Here is a 20,554-nt window from a genome sequence, read left to right as displayed (position 1 = left end):
GCACTTGGCTGGGCTTTATCTGTAATAAGTTTTATCGATTAAATTAAATAAATTTCTAAAACTTCGCCGCTTCCGGCCAAACGCATGCCTGTATGATCCGCTGCATTAATGACGCTACGCGCAGATTTAATTCGAGCTAATTTTTCGATTGCCTCATCAGAAACCATGTCATCGAAATGAGTGACCAAGGAGTCGTCCGGGAGAGTTCCGTCAGCCACAAGTCTCGCCGTTAGGTTTTTTATTTGAGCTTTTGCGGCTTTAACCGAAAGCACACATTTTTTGTGGTCAACACCGAGCAAAAACAATTCCTCGATCTTTCGGAGGTCGGTGTTGCGTACGTTATTAAGCATAAGGGCCATCCTTGACTAGCGGTTTCAGTCAGGGTAGCAATTGCGCGCGGACGAACGCTAGCGGTTCTAGTTTTTTCATCTGAGAAAGAGTCAGCGGCGCAAAGTTGCGATCGAGCTGCAGCTCTGTGAATCGTTCGATACTCAGACCGCCTTTGCGAAACAGCTTGGCTCGCATAGGGCCGATAGCCGCATCCTGGAACGATGCCGGCTGCTGCTGTAGCCAATGGTAGTAATCGAGGTCAGCATTGACCTGTTGCCCGCCATTGGCGCCCACCGAGGCACGCGTTGCGCCCTTGGCGAACATCGCGCTGAGCTTGGTCAACAGAATGAAGGTGGTGCGGCAGTTAGGGTGGAAAGGCGGCCTTGGGCCGGAATCCACCGGAAACTTGCGTTTGTCCATCGAGCGGCACAACTGGCTGGTCTTGCTATCCAGCGTGGCCACCATCTGGATCTCTTGCACGATATCCGTGTTGGCCTTTGCGACCTCCATCCGCGCCTGGGAGGCCACATGCTGAATCGCGGTATGCACGACCGTGCTGGCATTACGGTTCGTGGTAGCAAGGATGCCGTCTTTGTACCCTGCCGCCTTGGTGCCGCGAATGTTGCGGATTATCTGGAAGTTCGTCTGCCCTTCGAAGAAGCCCTGCCGGATAGTGCCGGTGACACGCTCACGCTCGGCGCTAGTCCAGCCCTTGATGAAGGCCTTAAGCAGCTTCCCGCCGCCAGTACCGCGCACGCTGAGCGGGTTTGTCAGCACAGCGGTGCGGATGGCAGCGGCCGTCGGCGCGACCACATCCAGCGAAACGCCAACCGGCGCCGATCTGGCAAGACTGGTTGCCTCAAATTCGGCCTCGTAGTTGGCGATGTCCACTAGGTCGAGGTTCAGTTGCGCGCTGTAGCGGTCGAAGATGCCCAGCAGCAGGCTATCCACCTCTTTCAGCAGCGCTTCCAGGCGCTTGACGTTGTACTCAGTCAGGTCCGACTGGATCAGCCGATCCCGTATAGATCGGTCAATCTCCTTGAGGAAGGGTGCAAACTTGCCCACCTCCCCCGCCTTGAGCTTTTCGAGGAAGACTGCGTGCCGGATCGTGGCGTCAAGGATTGCTTGGTTTGCCGCCATTTGGTTTGTCCTCATCGTCCAGGCCTAGACCGTCGCCCTGCTCCTGCAATTCGCCGTCGATCTGCAGGTCTGTACGCTCTGGCGCAATCAGGCCCAGCTTGCGCAGGTAGGCCCGAAGGTCTGCCTTGGCGAAGCCGCCTTGCTGCCACAAGCCAACCAAGGCCGTGATCATCTGCGGATCAGCCGTCAGCTCTACGAACTCTTGATTGACCTGGTAGGCAACCTTTTTGTCGGCAATCCCCATGTAAGCGCAGCACCACATGATGGCTCGCGTGTATGCCTCGCTGACGTTTGCCACACAGCCAGCGAGCACCGATGTGGATGCCGATTGATCGCCGCGCGACTCGGTAGCTGTCTTGGTGGCAAGTGAAGCCACCACCATCCGTGCGCCGAGTTCGATCATCATCTGGTTCTTATCGGCCATTGCCTCCTTGACCAGCGTGTTCGGCGCCGGTTGTGCATAGCCGAATGCACCACCCGCCGGCAGCATCATCGGCGCCCTGGAGCCGACATAGACGCCGTTCTTCTCCATCCAGTCGCGCCACTGCTCATCAAGGCCGCTGATCCACGGCTGAGCCTGACCACACCAGAAGACGCTGTCTTCGTAATCAGCACTGTTCCGGTAATGGCCCAGGTTGATCATGGCGATGTCGTACAGCGGCGACTCGTCGATGCTTGGGTCGTTGTTCTGCGCGCCGACGAAAGTGAACGGGATCTCCTTGAGACGACCGGTTACGCCTTCGGGCTTGAACTCGTCAATGACTGCCAGTGGCCCGCCACCTTTCGGACCGGACCGGCGCCAGACGCGGCAAACAAAGCCGTCATCCTCAAGCGCCAGCTCCCGGTACTGCTCAGCCGTCTTGTAGCCGAAGCCGTCAGGAATCTCCGGCGACTCGCGCAGGACCACCAGCGTCAGCACGCTGTGACCGTTCACCATGCCCGTGCGCCAGTTGATGATGTCTTCGGCGCAATAGGACAGGATCACCGAGTGTCCGCCGATGCCGTCATCCTGGTGATAGTCGACGTACAGACCGTGCCGACCAGCCTCAAGCACCTTCTCAAGCGTGCCCTGTGAATGCTGGTAGATGCTCACCCCGGAGCCGTTGGCGTTGTCCTGCAGGTACTCCAGCTTCTTCGGCACCGTCAGTGTCGGATCTTTGTGGAAAGCCAAACCCAGCAGCCCGTTTCGGGTGTGCCCGGTGGCGTTCTTGAACACCGCCCGCTCGCGGTAAGCCCGGTTCCGATCTTCGTTCTCCGGCGACTTGTCGTGCGAGTTGATGTACGGCAGCCGATCGACAACACGGTGCTGGCCCGCGCAAACATCGCGAACCGTCGCCCAGCGGTCCAGCACTGCCGTGTATTCCGCCCGCTTGAAGGAGACGTCGTTGCTCATCGGGCGTATCCCATTTTGATAGAAGTGACGATCGCTTTGATCGGATAGCGCTTGGCGATGAAGTAGCCGGCGGCATCGTTCATATGGTCGTGACCCTTTTTCGGATCTTTGTCCGGCTCGCCCTTGTCGGTGTAGGTTTGTCGCTCCAGGCACAAGGTGAGCTGAGGGCACTGGTCGATGTTGACCTTCAGTCGTCGCTCGCCGTAGGCATTCAGGAACATCGCGTTTACCGAGTTCACCCGGTCTTTCACGCCTGGGTTTGTGGAGTCGACGATCACCGTGAATTTTGCTTTCTTCAGCAGCGACAAATCGGACTCGCTCGCGTTTTTGCTGCTGGTGTTCTGTCCGCTAGCGTCGGGATAGACCGCCACCGAGTGCCCAGGGAACCGTGTCTGGATCTTCTCGATCATCTCCGGCGTGTCCCGAACACCGTGAAACTCATCCAGGGCCATCGGCAGATCGTTACGCACGACATAGACGACAGCCGCCATTTTCATGACGTTGAAGTCCATACCGATGTGCAAGGCCTCGCCCGGTTTGATTCGCTCGCTGGTTCGGCACTCGTCGCGATTGAATGTGTAGTAGACGACACCCGCGTAGTTCTCAAAGCCAGCTTCGTACTCTTGCCGGAAGGTGCGCGGGTCCATTTTCCGGCGAGCCGCTTCAAGCTCTTCAGGAGGAACGTTGCCGCCTTGTAACGAGGTGTACTGCCAGCTCTTATGGTCCGGCTCGCCGCCTGGTTTACCGTCCAGATAAGTGTCGTAGCAGTGGTTGAAGCCCTTGGGCGTGCCGATTCGCAACGCATGCCCGCCCTTACGCATACCAACGCCTGGAATCTGGTACTGACAAGTCGATAGCATCGGCCGCAGTACTTCTTCCCACGCAGCCCACGGGCAGTCTGCCCATTCATCCACCAGGACGAAGAACAGGCCGGAGCCCCGCAGGTTGTCGTAGTTGTCGAGCCCCACCACGCGCATGACGTGGCCGGACTTGAGGGTGATTGAGCACTCCGTCTCATTCGGGCGGTACGCGCGCCATGCCTCGGGAATGGCCTGCTTCAAGCGCCGCCAGAACACCCGCTTGGCCTGCTTGAACGTCGGCGCGCCATACCAGATCTCGTCCTCAACGCTCACACCCCACTCGGCAGCCAGGCGAGCAGCGCGGCGCATCTCGGCCTTGCCTAAGAACGTCTTGCCGAACCGCCGGCCACACACTGCATCACGGAAGCGGGCCTCAGGCTGGAAACCCCAGCAGTAAATGTTCGCCTGCTTCGGCGTCAGCTTCACCGGCGGGTCAAAGGTACGGGGTAGCGGGGACATTCTCATCAGGCTCCAGGGTGTACTCAGCAACGGCGTGCTGCTGGTCCGCTTGGGAGCCCAGAGGTTTCTCAGGTTCAAGGCGGCGGCTCACGTAGACGTCGCCCACCTCTTTGGCGGCCTGCTCGTACAACTGAGCGGTCAGCGCCAGGTTGCGCATGTTCTCAGCCTTCTCGGCCAGCCGCCCAAGACCGCGAAGTCGGTACGCGCGATTGGCAATCGGGATCTCTGCGGTCTCTTCTCGGAACCGCTTCCTGGTGTCGTGGAAAAGGGTCACCCACTTCACCGCCAGGCCCTTACCTGCGGACTTGGTTGGGTCGTGCGTCTCCACCTGCTGGCGGCTCACCACAACCCCGTATTCGTTCTTGACGGCTTCCACCACCTGGGATGGGGTGTCAAAGCACGCCAGCGCCTGAACGATGAAGCTCTTCACCTCATTTTTCAGGGCTGCCATAAATTCTCATCCGTCTAGAGCCTGTCAAGAATCAGGCCGATCTGAGCAGACAGGTTCCGCAGGCCCTCGATATGTTCAATGTCCCCACCTCAGCAGGACTGTTTGCAGCATCCACCAACGCTTGAACGTCAGCGCTCGCACCGTAGCGGCGGACGACACCGACGAACTCTTCCACGTCGTGGCCCTGCAGCTTGATCTTCGGTGCGCCGTCTTGGGTGAATGCTGGTTGACCGTACTTATCGGTCGCATGGGCCAGGTGATATAGCTCGTGTTCGATCAGGGCGCAGAACTCAAGGTCGGTGCACTGGGCACAGTAGTCAGCGGCCAGAGTGATGATGAAGGCCGGCACGTCGCCGAACCAGTCACGCATCTGTTGCTCCATCCGGGCTTTCTGCCAGCCACCCGCGCGGAACGCTACCTGTTCGGCCTGGCCCACCACCGTTCGGCCCTGTTTCTCACAGCTCGATGACGCCCACATGACACGAATGTCTGCATCCAGTAGATGGGCATGGTCTTCGTTGTGAATGCTACCGGTGTCGGCAAGTATCTCGGCTTGTAGCCAGTCCCATACCTCCGGTGCTGGTGTTAGGCTAATTAGGAAGTCTGGCAGATCGGCCAGATGAAGCGCTGAGGGAGGGGGTCTCGGCCAACTCAAAATCACACCTTTCCAAGCTTGAAATAATTAGGTAATACCTGCAAATATGTGACTCGCATAGCTAAGGAGCAGCAAATGGTGATGTCATGCCATGACCCCCGAAGACTCGTTAAGCATATTGAAAATGCATACCCTGATGCCAGTCAGTCTGCGGTGAATGCGGTCGGAGCCCTACAGTTTGTATTTCCTGATGGCATGGTAATCAACATCTATCCAAAGGGAACCATTCACTTCCAAGGGAAATCCAGCGCCATCCGGGCGAAAGTGGAAGCTCAAATCTCATTTATTAACAGACGATAGCGAGCAGTATCGGTGTTGATTCACCGCTGGCTACCTCAAAGTCACAATCGATCAGGCCGTGTTAGTGGGCAATGGTATCCTTTGAGATACCATCTCATAGGCCTGCATGGTGACCATGGAGCAATCCAATGATCAAGCCTTTAGGAACGCTGGTAGCCAACGCTGCAGGGGCATCGGCAATAGCCTTGTCGATAGCGCTTACCGCAGTATTGATATCCGGGATCATTGGCGTACTGTGAAGCAGCCGGATGAGGTTGCTCAGTTGCAAAGCTCGCGTCACGTTTGGGCGCATTCGAAAAATGTGGCGCGTGGGGGACGGCGTACCGTTAGCCGCTCGTCACACCAACTAAACTTTCTGAGCGCCATTGCCGACCTATATTTAGGTGCAAATAAAAAATTTGGAGCGCTAGTGAATAAAGAAGAAATTGAACGAGAGCTTGCCCATGCCGCAAATAATTACAGGCAGTTGGCAAGTACCCTCGCAATGATCAAAGGCACTCCACTTGCTCAAGATCCATCTTTCATAGACCAAATTGAGCACCTCAAAGGTGCAATGATTGCTCTTCAAGCGCAAGTTCGCCGGCTGAGCGTCCTCGATGGAGCAATGCATAGTCCTGCTCGAAAAGGGAAGCACGCGCTGCACCTCGTCAAGCGATAAACGTATAAAGCGATGTCGCACTCACTTACTCTTGCTTATGACGATCTGAGCGTGCATCTAGCCTGCTCAGGAGTCCAGCAACCTAATCTGCTTAACTCAGTAGGCAGTGCACCCGCAGTACGCCATCACTGGGGTGCTCGGTTTAGGACTTCGTCCGCTTTGTCGGCAGCTTTGGCAGCAGTCGTCGCAGCCTTCGTGGCTTGGTCGGCGGCGGTACCGGTTTGGCGGCTCAGCTCTTCTAGGCGCTTGTCGCGCTCAGTCATGGCGGTGTCGTAGGCTTTTCGCATGTCGGTCACTTGGCTGCTCTGCTTATCAGCGAGCGACCAGTATGCGGCTTGGTAACCCAGTACTGCCCCACCACCCACCAGCACTACAGCAATGCTCCAAACTTCGGCCCGGCGCCACCAGCGGCGTGCGATAAATTCCAATGCGCATCTGTCCATTAGGCGATTCCTCCCAGCTTGGTGCGAAGGCGGGTGATCTCATCGCTCTGCTGCGTCACGCGGTCAGTGAGTTGAGCTACCTGGCTGGTGAGCGCCTCGATCTTACCTTCCATGCGCCCAACGGCAGCTGCCAGGTCATTCCGCTCCTTCGCGAATTGATCGGCGCGGGCCTCGGCTTCTTTGCGAGCGGCGCGCTCCTGGTTCAGCAACTCGTTTAGTCGCTTCAGTGTGCCGATATCGGCGCTGTCCATTGCTCGGTCAGTCGCATCCTTAGAAAGGAACCGGCGCAGCCATAGCAGGCCGCCCAGTACCACGGTGGCACTACCGCCCAGCCAGGTGGCTGTGCCTGGGCCTAGGTCAGTAGGGTCCATCTTCACTCCAAACCGCATTTATTCCCATTCTGGGATTCAATAATTGCATGTTCCGCATCATTCAGAAGCGGAGACAAAAAGATATTTCCACACAAAAAATCAGATAATTCCTACATCAATTTTACTTCGGATAGGGAATATTGACGTCGAAATGAGTAATTGAGCAGAGAGGATCCCCTTTTGTTAGTCATTACTAGAACCCCCAATAAGCGCTTGCGCATAGGCGACGAAATCCAAATCAACGTGGCTAAGGTCGTTGAAGATACCGTGTATTTAGCCCTCAGCGCACCCGAACGCATATTAATCAAAGCGGTGAGTGGTATTCACGACGATGAAATACCCGAGCATCCGCACGGCGCAGGAGAACTTGTTTGAAACGGGTTAGCAAGCTGCACTCCCTGCTCAGAGCGAGCGGTGGCAGGGCCGAAAATGAAAAAGCCCAGCGCGACGGCTGGGCTCTATTACGCAGGGAGATAGAAGATCATAGAGTACAGTATGAGCCGGGCTCTGCAGTGTAAACCCCTAATGCGCAAGATCGATAGGATGAACAAATAATCTCTCATCTTCTCACTCAGTGCAACATTTTTCGGTTATCAGAATTTTGCGTGCAGCTCCGCCGATTAAAACCTATCCAGGGCTCTCCAAATTTCTGGCAACACCCTTTCGAACGGCAAAACAGTCGTATCCGGGGCATGCGCCATACGTGTGATCGGGTCTAACCTATTGGCGATAGGTAAATGGAGTCGTGGGCCTGCAGGGGATCTGATACCGTTTAGCCATATGGTCGTGATACGCGAGGTTAGTCATGGACGTAAATACCCACTTCCCTGAGTACGAAGCAGAACGCTTAAAACGCGTTGAGGCCCTCTGCCCGCAAAATGAACAAGACGACGAAGTCTTCGAAAAAATGATTTCAATGACTTCAGAATACTTCAATGCACCCATCGCCTTGATTTCTATCGTCGAAAAGCACCGCCAATGGTTCAGAGCGCGGATCGGGATCGACCAGCGAACTACACCTCGGGACGTTTCGTTCTGCGCACACTCTCTACGCGACAGGAAGGCGTTAGAGGTTTTGGATGCGCAGAATGATGAGCGCTTCAAAGATAACCCCATGGTCACCGGCGCGCCCTTTATTCGCTATTACGCTAGCGCACCACTTCTCACAAGCGATGGTTTCTCTCTGGGTAGCCTATGCATAATAGATACTTCACCTCGAGAACCAATGAGCAAACAAGATGCAGCAATGCTCGTTTATTTCGCTCAACTCGTTGTCTTGCGGATTATGGGTTTACGTTCCCGTAATTTTATTGATCAGCCTACCGGACTTTTCAATCGACTTAGACTGGAAGAAGATATTCGACTAGCAAGCTCTAGTGGCATTCAGCACGATCTATTTGCTGTGGACGTAATATCTCCAAAATTTTTGAATGACGTAGTAAAAGCGCTCGGTTACAGCTTTTCTCAAAATTTAATGCTCAACGTCAAGGGTAGACTTCAGTCTTTATTACCTAAGAATTCTCTCTTGTACAAAATCAGTCCAACGCGTTTTGGGTTTCTTTTAGAAGGTGGCCAGCCGGTGGAAGGTCTCTGCCATGAGATTCTTTCAAATTTTGACGAACCGGTTGATTGTCAAGGGATCCCAATACTCATGCAGACAGGTATTGGAGTATTGAAAATCACCGATGCAAAAGAGAGGGACTGGCTACGGTTAGTGGTAGGGGCAGCTGATGACGCCAGGGTTCGAAACTTGGGCTGGGCGATGTATCAACCTGAGTTGGACGCAGCTCAGCAGCGAGCGTTTGCCTTACTGAGCTCCCTGTCTGATGCAGTTCGATCTGAAGATCAGCTGAGCTTAGTTTTCCATCCAAAAGTCACATTACCTACTCTAGCATGTGAAAATGTTGAGGCATTGATCAGGTGGGATCACCCTACACTCGGGCCTATCAGCCCCGCAGAGTTTATACCACTTGCAGAGAAAACTGCGTTGATGCATTTAATTACCTTCTGGGTACTTGAGGCCGTAGTTAACCAAGCTAAGGAGTGGCTCAACAAAGGTATTGAATTACGAATCTCCATGAATGTCACTGTCAGTGATCTTGAGAATTCTAAGTTCGTAAATAAAATTACAGAATATATAAACAACGGCGCCCTTCAGTCGAAAAATCTAGAACTTGAGTTTACGGAAAGCATGCTCATGTCAGATCCGAAGACAGTTATTGAGCAGCTTGAGCGCGCCCGTGCGTTGGGCATTGAAGTTTCCGTGGACGACTTCGGTACTGGCTACAGCAACTGGACATATCTAAGGCAACTGCCTGTGAGTACGGTTAAATTAGACCAGTCACTAATCAGCAGCCTCAACACGAACGAAAAAGATAAACGGCTAGTTAAGACACTCATCGAGCTTGCTAGAGGATTAGGCTATAGAGTCGTAGCAGAGGGCGTCGAAACCCAAAGCATTCTGGACCTAATCACACTCTGGGGATGTTCAGAGGCTCAGGGGTACCTGATAACAAAACCCCTGAGAGCGGAACCATTAGAAACATGGCTGGCGCAAGGTGGTTTCAGCGCGGCATGTGATAGGACTAAAACGCCAGGCACCGAACCCTTGTAGTCCATCAAAACCTGTCGGCGGGAAGCCTGTCACCACCTCCCGCCCACCTTAAAGCTGATGTCGCTCAGGTCATCTGTCCAGTTCATTGCCGCAGCAAATTATGATGCCATGGCGTTCTCCATTAGCCCCTCGGCGTCAAGAATCTCTTGAGCGGCCATCAGCGCCTCATTTACCTGGCCATCCAAAGAATTTCGTATGGATGAACGCCAACGATACCGAGTTGACTCTGGCTTGCCGTCATTGTCCCAATTGGTGATGTCATACCAGGCGGCCGGCAGCACAGTGGCGGAACGTTTGCCCTCGGAACCGGCAACCTGCGGAATAGCCCACGTCAGCACAGCGCACTCACGAAACCGTTTCGGCGCCGGCGACTTCACCGAATTGAGCAGCTCCAGGATCGCGCCGTGCTTGCGCTCCTCGTGGGTGGAGTACTTGGCCACCAGTGCCCGCCAGTGCGCCGGGGTAAGCGCCTTATGCAGCCGACCGAATACCCAGCAGTCCTGGAGAAACGCCGCCTCCTTGCCGACGATCTCCCCCTTCTGCTTGGCGCACTGCACTTTGGGCTCGAAGTCGCAGCCGCCGGCGGAACTGATGGTCTCGGCCGCGAGCGCCCGAACTACTGCTGAAACAACGTTGCGATAGGTCATGCTGCAGCCCTCTTGAGTTCTCTTGTCTTTGAACGGTATTCGGCGGTGATGGCCTTGAGTTGATCGACTGTCTCTTTGCGTGGCGTGTGGTCGGCCTCCAGCGCCTCGACAGCCTCCAGGCCGATGCGAGCAATGAGCCCGGCACGGAAACCCTTAGAAACCGTCTCGCCTTTGCGGGCGAACTTCGACGACCCGGCATTACAGCTTTTACACTGGAGCCAGATATTGCTGGGCACCAGCCTTAACTCGGGCCGGGCGCCCTTACCGAGGAAGTGCCCGGCATCAAACGCACCGCCGGTCTTCCATCCCTGGGCCGCCAGGATTGATTCCTGCGACTCCCCGCAACTTATGCAGCCGCTGCCGATGCTCAGCTCGTAGGTGCGCCGGTAGTCGCGCATAGCCTTTTCTGCATCCTTGAGGTGGTCGGCGCGGGTCTTTAGGGCCTCTCTGCGAACCTTGATTTCAGAGCGCCCAACCTGGGCCAGCGCCTTGCGTGCCTTCGGTGCGTGCCTCGGCGCGTCGATCATTGCGCAGGCCGGGCTGCAAACCGCCTGACCCATCCGAGAAGGGACGAATGAGGCCCTGCACGTAGCAACGCGGCACTTCTTCGCTTTGGGCTGCTTGCGCTCGATGCTCATGCAATCCCCCTGTCGCGGCTCTCGGTGAACAATGGCGCCAGCCCCTCGGCCAGCTTCCAGTCGTGCTTGTTTTTGCAGCCAGTAGCGCACTGCCGTAGGTTCAGGCTCGGCATGTTGCTCATCGGCTCGCCGCAGTCGGGGCAGCGTTTTCCGTATCCGTTGTCGTGGCTCACGCGGCCTCCTTGAATGCTTCAAATTCTGCCATTTCGGTTAGGCGCTCTTCCGTGAGCGTCGGCCAGTCATGCAGCACCAGGTACGCGCAGCACTGGCGCCAGAAGTCTTGGAATGTCTCCTCCCCCATTGAGTCGTACGAGAGACTGCGAGGTGTCTTGCGCGTGAGTTGGCCCAGGCCAGGGATATCGAACGCTTCCTCGTCGCAGTACACGCCCGACTCCAGCTGCAGAGCCTTGATCGCGTCGTGGGACTGCTTGCCAGAGAACCGGTCGATGTTCTGGCTCAGCACCCGGCCCAGACCATGAACCAAACCATTGAACCGTGGGTTGCGCGGCTGTTTGAGGTCCGCACGGATCTTCGCGTTCATCTTGAATTCACGCTCGCGGAGGATCGATCGGTCAGCATCGGAGGACGGCACGAATGCGGCGACCTCCTTGCCAGTAGCAGGGTCGACCAGACGGCGCAGCACCAGGTGCACGGGCATTGGGCGATGCTTTGCTGGCTTGGTCATTGCGCCGCCCTCTTCGCTTCCAGTTCCTGAGCCTGCCGGATCAGCAGCGCCCGGCGATCCGCCAACTCATTGGCCGCTTCAATCCGCATTTCGGTCTTCCGCTCGGCGCTGGCCTGGCGCATCTCCAGCATCGAGTTTTTGACCAGTCCCAGCTTCTGGCGCAGCGCTGGTGCAGGCTGGGTGACGGCGCCGGTGAGCAATCCAGCAATGGCGCGGCCTTCCTCGGTAACGGGAACAATGCTCAGGTCAGTCAAGTACTTCTGACCGTGCTCTTGGGGGATGCGCTTCAGCTCCACAGCCTTGGTGACGGCCTGGATGCGGCGGTGGGCGTCGAAGCCCACCGACACATGCCAATTGACTGCCTTCGCATCCTCGCGGGCCTGCCCTACGAAACGCTGGTAGGCATCAATGAACGCCATGCGCGCACCGATCTTGTCGCCGCCATCCAAGATGGGTTTCGCTGCTGCCAGGGCCAGTTGAATTTCATCGGTCAGCACCACGGTTTCAAATTCGTCGTTGGCGGTCATGGCGATTGCCCAGGCCTCGTCCTTGCCCGGGCGCCCGTCGGAGGACTGAACGCGTTGCAGGATGTCGGCCATCGCCAGCTTGCCCTTCACCTCGAAGCGGCAGGCCTTCAAGGCAGCTTTGACGACTGGCACCGGGTAGGCGCAGAGGTCTTCGGCCATCATCGCGGCAGTGCCTGGGTTCATTTCCTGGCCCATGGCCTCGGCTGTGGCGCAGATGGCGGCGGCCAGTCCGGCAACCTGATGGTCGTTCATTTCAGAGGTATTCATTGCGGTCACCTGCTTGGCGTTTGGCCAGGACCATCTGGGCGGCCTGCTCCGCTGCGGAGTGGTTCGCCTCAGTTCGCTCCATCTGGCGGGCGGTGGTGCCGTTGATGCGCTGCCCGGTCACCCACTGGGTGTGATAGCTCTCGGCGTTGGCCAGCAGCTCGTTGAGGCTGTGGCACTTGCGCAGCACAGCGGCATCGCTGGTTTTCAGGAAGTGGGCGGCGACGTGGTGGGCGACATCGGCGCCGAGGCGGTCGACCAGTTGGCCGAGCTGGCCGCCGACTTTGGCGTTCCATACCGGCCAGGCGCCGTAGCGCTTGCGGTAAGCCATCGCGTAGTTCGCCCAGACCTTGAAGGTTTTGCAGGTCTGGTCTTTGGGGCCCGGCATGTCGGCGGGAATCTCGACCCGGGGAGTATCGGTGCGGTCAACCACCAGCACCAAGCCACGGGACTGAGCCGGCAGAACCGCGGCGGGAGCCGGGGGTGTAATTGGTTCAATGACGGGTTCCATGACTGGTTCAAGAGAGTTACTGATTCTGGGTGCAGCTGCTGCACTACCCCCTGGTGCAGGAGATTCACTAGGGGGTGAACCTGCTGCACTACCCGGGTGAATCTTCTGCGCTACCCCTGGTGCAGGAGGTGCACCACCCCCGTCGAGGGTCAGGAAGTAAACGTTCGACGAATTCCCCTTTGGGCCACCCTTCCGGATTTCCTTGCGCAAAAGTCCCGCCTCACACAGGGCGGTGATGTGGTTCATAACAGAGCGCTTGCTGATCTCGCACTGATCGGCGATGTGCTGATAGGACGGCCAGCACTCGCCTACGTCGCTGGCGTTGTCGGCCAACTTGATCAGCACCAGCTTACGCAGTGGATTACCGACGCGAAGTTTCATCGCGGCGACCATAAGGCCCATGCTCATGCTGCACCTCCGGCGAACGCGCGGAAATCAATCGTCCGCACGCCCTTCCAGCTATTGCAGGACATGCAAAGGGTCTGGAGGTTGCCCAAAGAAGCCTCTCCACCTTGGCTCTCAGGTAAGACTTGATCAGCCCTCAAGCGCATCAGCACCGAACAGCCGCAGCGCAGGCAAGCGTGACCATCGCGAGCGAATATTTGCGCGCGCAGTCCAGAAGGGACGGGTTTCTTTTTCGTTCGGCGCCGAGGCAGGAGTACGGTAGGCTGGAGGGCGGTGACGTGGCCCATGCGATTCGGATTCCACTCCAGCGCCTTTACTTGGTTAATCGTGACGGTGTATTGCATGTCAAGCCGCCAGCTCAACTGAATGAGGGCTAATGCGCGCCACGTTTTCAGATTGCGAAAAGCGTGGCGCGAGATTGTTGAGGCTATTGATCGATTGGCTTGTGCTATGCATATAATTGGCCTCACAGTGTGTTAACAAACCAGCCGACCTCGACCGTCGGCTTTTTTGTGCCTGGGTTTCAGATCCGCTTAATTCATAGTGCGAACCCGATGGGCACCGATTTCCGCGCATGCGCGGGAATTCAGGAAACAGATTTCAAATTTCGTTGTGCCGAAGCGAGCAATTGCTCCGCGCGGCGCCCCAGCTCCCCCGCCTTCGCCTCAACCTGGCGGCACTGCTTGGCGAACGCTGGCAGATGCGGCAGGTCTTGCTCGCACATCACCTGGTCATCAAACACTTCACTGCCGGTGTCGATCACATCGCCCAGCGCGCGGATCAGCGCACCGAAGCTTTTGTTCGCGCATTGGTCGCTAGTCATCTGACGGGCGCCGGTCAGACCGTGGCGGCTTGCCAGCTCGTTTACGCAGTGGTCGCGGAATTCAGGCTCAAGGGCGTTGACCCATGACTCTTCCAGCCAGGACGGCATTTCTTGGTCTCCGGACAGCCAGCGCTGTACACGCTTGAGCCAGCGGCCGGTCGCCTTCACGAACTCATTTACGTCGGCGGTCAGTTCCGCAGAGTTGAAGTCAGGAACGTCTTTCTTCTGGGCGCGCTCCGGGATCGACAGGTGCAACTCGCGGCTCAAAGCCTGGGCGAAGTCGTCCTGGCTCAGACTGGTGCGTGCAATCTGGTTTGCAGCGTGGGCGACCAAAACCTGATCACGGGTTTGTATGGTGTGTCTGGAACTGGACGTTTGCATGGGGCCTGCTCTCTTCTAATCTGGCTTCAATGGAACGGCGGACTGGGATGTCAGGCGGCAGAAGCAAGCTCTGGCCAGATCAAATTCCAATCAGCGGGGCGTAACGACCGGCGACTTAGGGCGCCTGCCGATTCACGCTCAAGCGAAACCGCAAGCGCAGCGGAGGCTTGCTTGTTCCCGTAGGCAATTTGTTTCAGGTAGCCGCGAGAGGTCCCGGTGCGCTCGACGGCATCGTCGGAGGCGCTTTTGAGCCACTCCAAAAGCTGGGTGTGCTTAGTTCGCATCACGGTTCTCCTCTGTGACGCGCAATTATTACCGCACGGTAACCACTTAATCAATACCTAATGGTCATTTACCAATGAGTAATGACCCGTAGAGAATCGCAAGATGGATATTCGCGAAGTGCGCAGGCACAACCTAAAAAAGCTGATGGACACCGAATACGGAGTTGGCGCTCGCGGCGCACAGTCGCGCCTCGCAGAAAAGCTAAAGAAGCCTCAGAACTTCATCTCCAGATGTCTTTTTGAGCGGAAAAAAAACGGCGCAAAAACCATTGGAGAGGACTTCGCACGGGAAATAGAAAGCGAATTCGGCCTCGCCAGATACGCGCTAGATGCACCGATTGGTGAAGGCCACGCCACGGAGAGCAGCGCGATTCCTATTGATACGCGAAGAAAGTCTCAGGACGCCAACTTCATAACCATCCCCCAGCTCGATGTAGCTGGCTCGATGGGGGCCGGAAGAGTGCCGCCTGACCATATTGAGGTGATCAGAGATATTACCGTTCACCTTGACTGGCTTAAGACTCAGGGTTTGTCGTATTCCAAGCTAGAGAACCTGGCCATCATCGATGGCGATGGTGACAGCATGGAGGGCACGTTCCGTAATGGCGACGCCCTGCTAGTAGATCGCGGCATAACCGAGATCCGAACCGATGCGATCTATGTCTTCACGCTTGAGGGCGAGCTTTTCATTAAGAGGCTTCAGCGCCTGACAGGCGGCTCCCTGCGCATGATTTCAGACAACCCTGTGTACCCAGCAATCATGATCGAGGGGGATATGCTCGCCAAAGTGCATATCCAGGCTCGCGTTCTGCTTGCCTGGAATGCTCGCAAGCTATAACGACCACAAGGAGGTGGTGAATGGGTATGAGATTTCAAAAGCGGATTCAAATACTCCCCTGGGTTTGGCTAAACATCAGCAAGTCCGGCTTCAGCTTTTCGTTTGGTCCGCCAGGGCTGATCATCAACAAGAGCAAGAAGGGAGTGAGGGTCACTACCGGCCTTCCAGGGACAGGCCTATCAGCTAGCCATCTGATCAAAGGCGAGCCCGCCAACGAGCAGGAACATGAGCGAGCCCTGGCGGAGGCGCTGGCGAGCGCTGATCAAACAATAGCTGATCTAGATGTTCTTCTTTCCGAATGCAGATTCGGTGGCTGGCTGGAAAACTACCTGGATCCTGACAGCTACGCTGCTGACCCTATGTACGGCAGAGCGGTTATTGCTGCCCTAACAGGGAAGCACCTAAGCGCAGCTTTTGTTGCTCGCCATCTGAATGTGGGCATTGCTCGCGGCAAAAAGCTCGTCGAATTGATGGAGGCTGATGGAATTGTTCCAGAGGAGCCTGGCTCGATTAGCCCGAAGTCGCCGCTGGATATTGTGGCACTTAGAGAGTCTTTTGATAGGTACGAGGCGGAATCTGGTGAATGGCAGTCCGCGCACTGAGTTTGGAGCCCTAAATGTCTGAATCGCCCCGGGTTTCGTAGACACCTCCATGCCTTAAAATGAGGCCAATCAGGAGGTGCCATGAGCAACCCGCGTTATCCCGAAGAATTCAAAATCCAAGCAGTCAAATCAAGTGACCGAAAAGAAGCTGCCTGTCGCTGAGGTGGCGGCCCGTCTCGGCGTGTCGACGAATAGCCTCTATGCCTGGATAAAGCGCTACAGCAAACCTCAAGAAGAACGGCAGCAGGATGATGATCAGCACGCTGAGCTACGTCGTCTGCGAGCGGAACTCAAGCGGGTGACTGAGGAGCGAGACATATTAAAAAAGGCCGCCGCGTACTTTGCCAAGGAGTGCGGTTGAAGTACGCCTTTATCAAACAGCACGAGGGCGACTATTCGATTCGACGGCTTTGCATGACGCTGAAAGTCCATTCCTGTGGGTATTACGCCTGGTTGTCTGAGCCGCAATCTGCACGCGCCAAAGACGGCCAGCGACTGCTGGGTTTGATCAAGCATTCCTGGCTGGAGAGCGGCGGCGTTTATGGCTATCGCAAAATCCACGACGATCTGCGCGAGGTCGGAGAGGATTGTGGTCGTCATCGTGTGGCGAGGCTGATGCGTCTTGAAGGTCTGCGTTCTCAGACAGGTTATCGACGCCCCCTGGAAAGTACGGCGGTAAGCCAGCGGTCGTCTCACCCAATTTGCTGAAGCGCCAGTTCGATGTTGTGGAACCCAACAAGGTTTGGGTAACCGACATCACGTACATTCGTACGTATGAAGGCTGGTTGTATTTGGCGGTGGTACTGCATCTGTATTCTCGGCAGGTCGTTGGCTGGTCAATGAAGTCGCAGATGACCAGTGATTTGGCTATTGATGCGTTGTTGATGGCGGTTTGGAGGCGTAAACCGAAGCAAGAGGTGATGGTTCATTCCGACCAAGGCAGCCAGTACAGCAGCTCCGATTGGCGCAGCTTTTTGGAGGCAAACAATTTGATTGCCAGCATGAGCCGCCGAGGCAACTGTCATGACAACGCCGTGGCGGAGAGCTTTTTCCAGCTTCTGAAACGGGAACGAATCAAGCGAAAAATCTACATCACGCGGGAAGATGCTCGGAGTGATGTGTTTGATTACATCGAGATGTTCTACAACGTAAAACGCCGCCATGGTTTCAACAATCAGCTGTCACCGGTAGAGTTTGAAAAGCGTTACGCAATGAGCTTGCACGGTGTCTAGAGAATCCGGGGGCGATTCAACCAGCGCACCGCCGCTGATGTCAGACAAGCAACTGGCCCAGGCGATCGCAACTTCCCTCTGACAGCCACTTCCTAGCCGTCCACGGCGCCGGCCTTCTTGTATCTGCCTTGCCCTTCAGCAATCTGGCGATCAGCGGCCATTACTCCGCATTCCCATGCACTAAAAATCGAACTGAGCTATGGAGGGAATGCCCATGGAAAAGTCGAAAACCGCAGAAGAGATTAGAGCGCTTCTGCTCTCGCAGCGTCCTGACCTGAAAGACGAGCTTGCGAAGATTTCAGACCTTGAGCTTCTGCAGTGCTTGCTCCGAGCTTACCAATGCGCGATTGATATTAAACAAGCGGACTTGGTGGAGGTCGAGAAGCGCCTGGACGAGGTTGCGAGGGCGCTGTTCTCCCCGGTGCCACACTGACATCACCGCCCCTACGGCATCAGCCCTACCAATCTGAATTCGCAGCCCGCCACCGAGCGGGCTTTTTTGTGGGCTCCACAAGTTAATTACCATACGGTATTGACTTGATTTGTTACCACACGGTAATGTTCACCCATCGCAGCGACTCACAGCCACTGCGAAGGGCATCACAGCCCGCCGCTCTTTAACAACATGCGCCATACACGATTACCGGCGAATCGCTGGGAGGTCAGCCCCGGCTATCACCTGTGGGGCGAGAGGAAGTCAGGTGAACAAAACGCGCTGCCACTACTGGTGACCGGCGACAGACAGGCCCGAAAGCCTGCCAACGATGGGATACCCCATACGGCTGTCGAGGTGTTGACCGAACTGGCGAATGACCTGGTAAGCGGCGCGGGAAGCACCCACAGATTTACTGATGCCGCTTCGATGAGGCGGCATTGGAAATCAACGGAGGGCAACTCGATGTTCAACATGGCAACCATGGCGGCTGACGAATGCCGCGAAGACTCGTCTGCACTGGCTTATCGCGACTGGCTGAACAGGGCTGGAAATGTGCTCGGGCATTACGTCGCTGAGGGCTCGCAGGAAGAAAGCGACCTTTTCGATTTGTATTCGGATGGCTGCATGCCGCGCGAGGCGGTGACTGAATTGCGTGCGCAACAGGCACTGACTGCTGCGTGACGGACATTTTCACTGATGCCCATCCAGAGCGGTGGGCATCGGGAAAATAACCGGAGCATGACCATGAACAAAGAACAGATTTACGACGCTCAGATCAGCCCGCTCATGCGGCAGGTCATCGCGATCTGTAAGGAACACGGCATCGCGATGATGGCGAGCTTTTCCATTGGCCACGATGGCGACGGCCCGAACGGTGAAGACTGCTCGAATTTGACGTGCAACACGCTGCTGCCTGATGGAGCTGGCGAGCCATACCCTGTTTTTGCACAGGCGAACGCATTGATCCGCCGTAATGGACGGCCGGCTCCGCTGACGTTCACCGCGGAACACGGCGACGGCTCCAAGACCATGACGGCAGTTATCTGAACAACCAGCGCGACGATAGCCTGTCGTTAAATGCCCGGTCACCTGCATGACAAAATTTTCGTACTTTATGGAGCCAATACAATCTAGTAGCTTAGAACTGAAATCCTAAACGTGAAACGGCATACCGCCGCTGCATGATGAACACCTTAAGGTCTCGTAGAATGAGTGTGACAAAAAATTGGCTGAGTCTGTCCTTTGCGCTTTTGTGGCGCGCGTTTCTATTGTTCCAAATTTTCGGTTTGGTATTTGGTGTACTGCTTGGAAAACTCCTACTGCCTAGCTCATTCGTCATATTGATTAAGCCTACAATTTTGTACGGATCATTAGCTCTGGTAGTAGTTATCGCTGAAGCCGGTTTCAAGCTCAATCTACTTCAATGCATTTTCGGAAAACGTTTAAATCTGTCAAAACCACAATGGCGCATGTGTGCACTTTCACTGGCGTTGCTTTTCGCAACTATGGCAGTGTTGAACGTTGCGGTCGCTTTTTCCACGCCATTTGATTTGTGGCTTCACTACAAAGTTTTCGGCAGTCCGGTGATATTTGTGGCTGGCATATTCGCTATTTCTTGGATTGCCATCAGCAAGACCAGCATTCACTAGTAATAGCACCTCCCCTAGTGGTGGCTGACTGCTCTGAACAGGGCCTCAGCTCCACCATTCCTACAGCAATGCATTGAGGACTCCCTGTCCTCTCATATCAATCCGATTTTTCGGATTCCCACCTCTACCCGTCAGCACTCCTCCCCCGCGCCCATCGGCAACCAGCGGGAGGCATGAGTGTTGACGAATACAGGTGAACAACCCGCCACCTTGGAGGTGACCATGCACCACAGCATCCAATCACGCCGCGAAATTGTCGACGGTTTGCGTCAGCGCTCTCGTATCGCCACTGCCGACTTCTACCGGCTGATTGGGCGGCCGGAGCCCGTGGTCCACTTCAGGATGACAGTGAAGCCGGCGGGACGTGACTTCTTCCATGTGGTTGATACCCGGACCGATAAAGTGATGGGTTTCCGCCGCGATCACAACGAAGCCTGCGCCCTCGCCCGGAGCCTGGAGACTCGCCATGCCAACCAGCTACGCGGATAGCGCCCAGGCCAGGGAATCCGACAGGCGCTGGGATTTACCGAATTTCGGGAAGAAACAGCACGTCGACATGTTCCACGAGTACACGGCTGACGAGCTTGCTGAGCGCGAGGCTCGGCGAATCAAAAATCGCGCTAGCCTCAAGCTGCGCATAGGTGCCGCCATGGCTCATATGGAGCTTATCTGCCCGCCAGTAGGTAGTGTTGAATGAACGTAGCACAGAGAGACCATCAGATAGCCGTGGGCTGGATAGACGCCGAGATCGAAAACCTTCTCCACGACGTAGGAAAGCCCAACGCGAGTGCGGCCGCAAGGTCATGCATCACCCTGGCGTTCATGCTGCGTGCCATCGACGAAGCTGAGCACCGCCATTACCAAGCGTGTATCGACAAGATCTTTGCCGACTACAACACCTCGCGTGCTTCCGCCGCATAACTCCAATCACTCCCACTACTTTCAATGCTGCGCCTGG

The 20,554-nt window shown here is 56.0% G+C and carries 29 protein-coding genes and 1 pseudogene; 13 read left to right on the top strand and 17 right to left on the bottom strand.

Annotated elements, in window-relative coordinates; genetic code table 11:
- Positions 1-38: 38 nt before the first annotated feature.
- The 6 genes from C4J83_RS14070 to C4J83_RS14045 are packed head-to-tail and all read right to left on the bottom strand — an operon-like array spanning position 39 to position 5,288.
- Positions 39-350 (bottom strand): hypothetical protein, encoded by a 312-nt coding sequence (locus C4J83_RS14070; protein WP_124417357.1) that lies wholly within the window; start codon positions 348-350, stop codon positions 39-41.
- 28 nt (positions 351-378) lie between these two features.
- The gene (locus tag C4J83_RS14065; RefSeq protein ID WP_124417356.1) at positions 379-1,470 is read right to left on the bottom strand and encodes a minor capsid protein; all 1,092 of its coding nucleotides are present in this window, start codon (positions 1,468-1,470) and stop codon (positions 379-381) included.
- Positions 1,445-2,863, bottom strand: coding sequence for a DUF4055 domain-containing protein (locus tag C4J83_RS14060; protein WP_124417355.1), 1,419 nt, complete (start codon positions 2,861-2,863; stop codon positions 1,445-1,447). The genes C4J83_RS14065 and C4J83_RS14060 overlap by 26 nt, the downstream gene beginning before the upstream one ends.
- Positions 2,860-4,182 (bottom strand): phage terminase large subunit family protein, encoded by a 1,323-nt coding sequence (locus tag C4J83_RS14055; protein ID WP_124417354.1) that lies wholly within the window; start codon positions 4,180-4,182, stop codon positions 2,860-2,862. The genes C4J83_RS14060 and C4J83_RS14055 overlap by 4 nt, the downstream gene beginning before the upstream one ends.
- Positions 4,157-4,633, bottom strand: coding sequence for a DUF2280 domain-containing protein (locus tag C4J83_RS14050; protein ID WP_124417353.1), 477 nt, complete (start codon positions 4,631-4,633; stop codon positions 4,157-4,159). Before C4J83_RS14050 ends, C4J83_RS14055 begins: the two co-directional genes overlap by 26 nt.
- Before the next feature lie 31 nt (positions 4,634-4,664).
- Positions 4,665-5,288 carry a putative metallopeptidase gene (locus tag C4J83_RS14045; protein ID WP_124417352.1) on the bottom strand — a complete coding sequence of 208 codons (624 nt, stop codon included), beginning with the start codon at positions 5,286-5,288 and terminating at the stop codon, positions 4,665-4,667.
- Between the two features lie 415 nt (positions 5,289-5,703).
- On the opposite strand from C4J83_RS14045, the gene C4J83_RS30500 reads away from it, so the two are divergent.
- A complete protein-coding gene (locus tag C4J83_RS30500; protein ID WP_164487933.1) occupies positions 5,704-6,246 on the top strand; it encodes a hypothetical protein in 543 nt (180 codons plus the stop codon).
- A 125-nt stretch (positions 6,247-6,371) separates the two neighbouring features.
- Here C4J83_RS30500 and C4J83_RS14030 read toward each other — a convergent pair whose 3' ends face one another.
- Complete coding sequence (locus C4J83_RS14030) at positions 6,372-6,689, bottom strand: hypothetical protein (RefSeq protein ID WP_124417349.1); 318 nt, start codon at positions 6,687-6,689, stop codon at positions 6,372-6,374.
- Complete coding sequence (locus C4J83_RS14025) at positions 6,689-7,060, bottom strand: chemotaxis protein (protein WP_025856073.1); 372 nt, start codon at positions 7,058-7,060, stop codon at positions 6,689-6,691. Before C4J83_RS14025 ends, C4J83_RS14030 begins: the two co-directional genes overlap by 1 nt.
- A gap of 159 nt (positions 7,061-7,219) precedes the next feature.
- Between C4J83_RS14025 and C4J83_RS31135 the strand changes: the two genes are divergently transcribed.
- Both C4J83_RS31135 and C4J83_RS14015 read left to right on the top strand, forming a co-directional pair.
- On the top strand, positions 7,220-7,435 hold the full coding sequence (locus tag C4J83_RS31135; protein ID WP_124417348.1) for a carbon storage regulator: 216 nt from the start codon (positions 7,220-7,222) through the stop codon (positions 7,433-7,435).
- A gap of 430 nt (positions 7,436-7,865) precedes the next feature.
- Positions 7,866-9,674 (top strand): sensor domain-containing phosphodiesterase, encoded by a 1,809-nt coding sequence (locus C4J83_RS14015; protein ID WP_124417347.1) that lies wholly within the window; start codon positions 7,866-7,868, stop codon positions 9,672-9,674.
- A gap of 98 nt (positions 9,675-9,772) precedes the next feature.
- Here C4J83_RS14015 and C4J83_RS14010 read toward each other — a convergent pair whose 3' ends face one another.
- The 9 genes from C4J83_RS14010 to C4J83_RS13975 form a co-directional block, all read right to left on the bottom strand.
- Positions 9,773-10,321, bottom strand: a complete 549-nt coding sequence (locus C4J83_RS14010) for a hypothetical protein (protein ID WP_124417346.1) — start codon at positions 10,319-10,321, stop codon at positions 9,773-9,775.
- Positions 10,318-10,959, bottom strand: a complete 642-nt coding sequence (locus C4J83_RS14005) for a recombination protein NinG (protein WP_124417345.1) — start codon at positions 10,957-10,959, stop codon at positions 10,318-10,320. Before C4J83_RS14005 ends, C4J83_RS14010 begins: the two co-directional genes overlap by 4 nt.
- A complete protein-coding gene (locus C4J83_RS30495; RefSeq protein WP_164487931.1) occupies positions 10,956-11,132 on the bottom strand; it encodes a hypothetical protein in 177 nt (58 codons plus the stop codon). The genes C4J83_RS14005 and C4J83_RS30495 overlap by 4 nt, the downstream gene beginning before the upstream one ends.
- Positions 11,129-11,644: a hypothetical protein gene (locus C4J83_RS14000; protein ID WP_124417344.1), complete on the bottom strand. Its 516-nt coding sequence runs from the start codon at positions 11,642-11,644 to the stop codon at positions 11,129-11,131. The genes C4J83_RS30495 and C4J83_RS14000 overlap by 4 nt, the downstream gene beginning before the upstream one ends.
- Complete coding sequence (locus C4J83_RS13995; RefSeq protein WP_124417343.1) at positions 11,641-12,438, bottom strand: hypothetical protein; 798 nt, start codon at positions 12,436-12,438, stop codon at positions 11,641-11,643. Before C4J83_RS13995 ends, C4J83_RS14000 begins: the two co-directional genes overlap by 4 nt.
- Positions 12,425-13,354, bottom strand: a complete 930-nt coding sequence (locus C4J83_RS13990; protein ID WP_124417342.1) for a helix-turn-helix domain-containing protein — start codon at positions 13,352-13,354, stop codon at positions 12,425-12,427. Before C4J83_RS13990 ends, C4J83_RS13995 begins: the two co-directional genes overlap by 14 nt.
- Positions 13,351-13,695 (bottom strand): HNH endonuclease, encoded by a 345-nt coding sequence (locus C4J83_RS30490; RefSeq protein ID WP_177416152.1) that lies wholly within the window; start codon positions 13,693-13,695, stop codon positions 13,351-13,353. The genes C4J83_RS13990 and C4J83_RS30490 overlap by 4 nt, the downstream gene beginning before the upstream one ends.
- 242 nt (positions 13,696-13,937) lie before the next feature.
- Positions 13,938-14,555 (bottom strand): DUF8585 domain-containing protein, encoded by a 618-nt coding sequence (locus tag C4J83_RS13980; RefSeq protein WP_124417341.1) that lies wholly within the window; start codon positions 14,553-14,555, stop codon positions 13,938-13,940.
- A 50-nt stretch (positions 14,556-14,605) separates the two neighbouring features.
- The gene (locus C4J83_RS13975; RefSeq protein ID WP_073842711.1) at positions 14,606-14,839 is read right to left on the bottom strand and encodes a helix-turn-helix domain-containing protein; all 234 of its coding nucleotides are present in this window, start codon (positions 14,837-14,839) and stop codon (positions 14,606-14,608) included.
- A gap of 103 nt (positions 14,840-14,942) precedes the next feature.
- Between C4J83_RS13975 and C4J83_RS13970 the strand changes: the two genes are divergently transcribed.
- The 10 genes and pseudogenes from C4J83_RS13970 to C4J83_RS13925 all read left to right on the top strand — a co-directional run bounded on the left by C4J83_RS13970 (position 14,943) and on the right by C4J83_RS13925 (position 20,517).
- A complete protein-coding gene (locus C4J83_RS13970; RefSeq protein WP_124417340.1) occupies positions 14,943-15,677 on the top strand; it encodes a S24 family peptidase in 735 nt (244 codons plus the stop codon).
- A 20-nt stretch (positions 15,678-15,697) separates the two neighbouring features.
- On the top strand, positions 15,698-16,279 hold the full coding sequence (locus C4J83_RS13965) for a DUF4236 domain-containing protein (RefSeq protein ID WP_124417339.1): 582 nt from the start codon (positions 15,698-15,700) through the stop codon (positions 16,277-16,279).
- An 81-nt stretch (positions 16,280-16,360) separates the two neighbouring features.
- A pseudogene (locus C4J83_RS13960) lies at positions 16,361-17,511 on the top strand (IS3 family transposase).
- Positions 17,512-17,725: 214 nt separating this feature from the next.
- Positions 17,726-17,944 (top strand): hypothetical protein, encoded by a 219-nt coding sequence (locus C4J83_RS13955; RefSeq protein WP_124417338.1) that lies wholly within the window; start codon positions 17,726-17,728, stop codon positions 17,942-17,944.
- A gap of 192 nt (positions 17,945-18,136) precedes the next feature.
- On the top strand, positions 18,137-18,628 hold the full coding sequence (locus C4J83_RS30705) for a hypothetical protein (protein WP_256660680.1): 492 nt from the start codon (positions 18,137-18,139) through the stop codon (positions 18,626-18,628).
- A 63-nt stretch (positions 18,629-18,691) separates the two neighbouring features.
- Complete coding sequence (locus C4J83_RS13945) at positions 18,692-18,994, top strand: hypothetical protein (RefSeq protein WP_124417337.1); 303 nt, start codon at positions 18,692-18,694, stop codon at positions 18,992-18,994.
- Between the two features lie 161 nt (positions 18,995-19,155).
- On the top strand, positions 19,156-19,596 hold the full coding sequence (locus tag C4J83_RS13940) for a septation protein IspZ (protein WP_124417336.1): 441 nt from the start codon (positions 19,156-19,158) through the stop codon (positions 19,594-19,596).
- Between the two features lie 222 nt (positions 19,597-19,818).
- Positions 19,819-20,085 carry a hypothetical protein gene (locus tag C4J83_RS13935; protein WP_124417335.1) on the top strand — a complete coding sequence of 89 codons (267 nt, stop codon included), beginning with the start codon at positions 19,819-19,821 and terminating at the stop codon, positions 20,083-20,085.
- Positions 20,063-20,293 carry a hypothetical protein gene (locus C4J83_RS13930; protein ID WP_124417334.1) on the top strand — a complete coding sequence of 77 codons (231 nt, stop codon included), beginning with the start codon at positions 20,063-20,065 and terminating at the stop codon, positions 20,291-20,293. The genes C4J83_RS13935 and C4J83_RS13930 overlap by 23 nt, the downstream gene beginning before the upstream one ends.
- Positions 20,290-20,517 (top strand): hypothetical protein, encoded by a 228-nt coding sequence (locus C4J83_RS13925; RefSeq protein WP_124417333.1) that lies wholly within the window; start codon positions 20,290-20,292, stop codon positions 20,515-20,517. Before C4J83_RS13930 ends, C4J83_RS13925 begins: the two co-directional genes overlap by 4 nt.
- The last annotated feature ends 37 nt before the right edge of the window (positions 20,518-20,554 follow it).

The organism is Pseudomonas sp. LBUM920, assembly GCF_003852315.1.
Classification (GTDB): Bacteria; Pseudomonadota; Gammaproteobacteria; order Pseudomonadales; family Pseudomonadaceae; genus Aquipseudomonas.
This window is presented reverse-complemented; position numbering and strand designations above follow the sequence as displayed.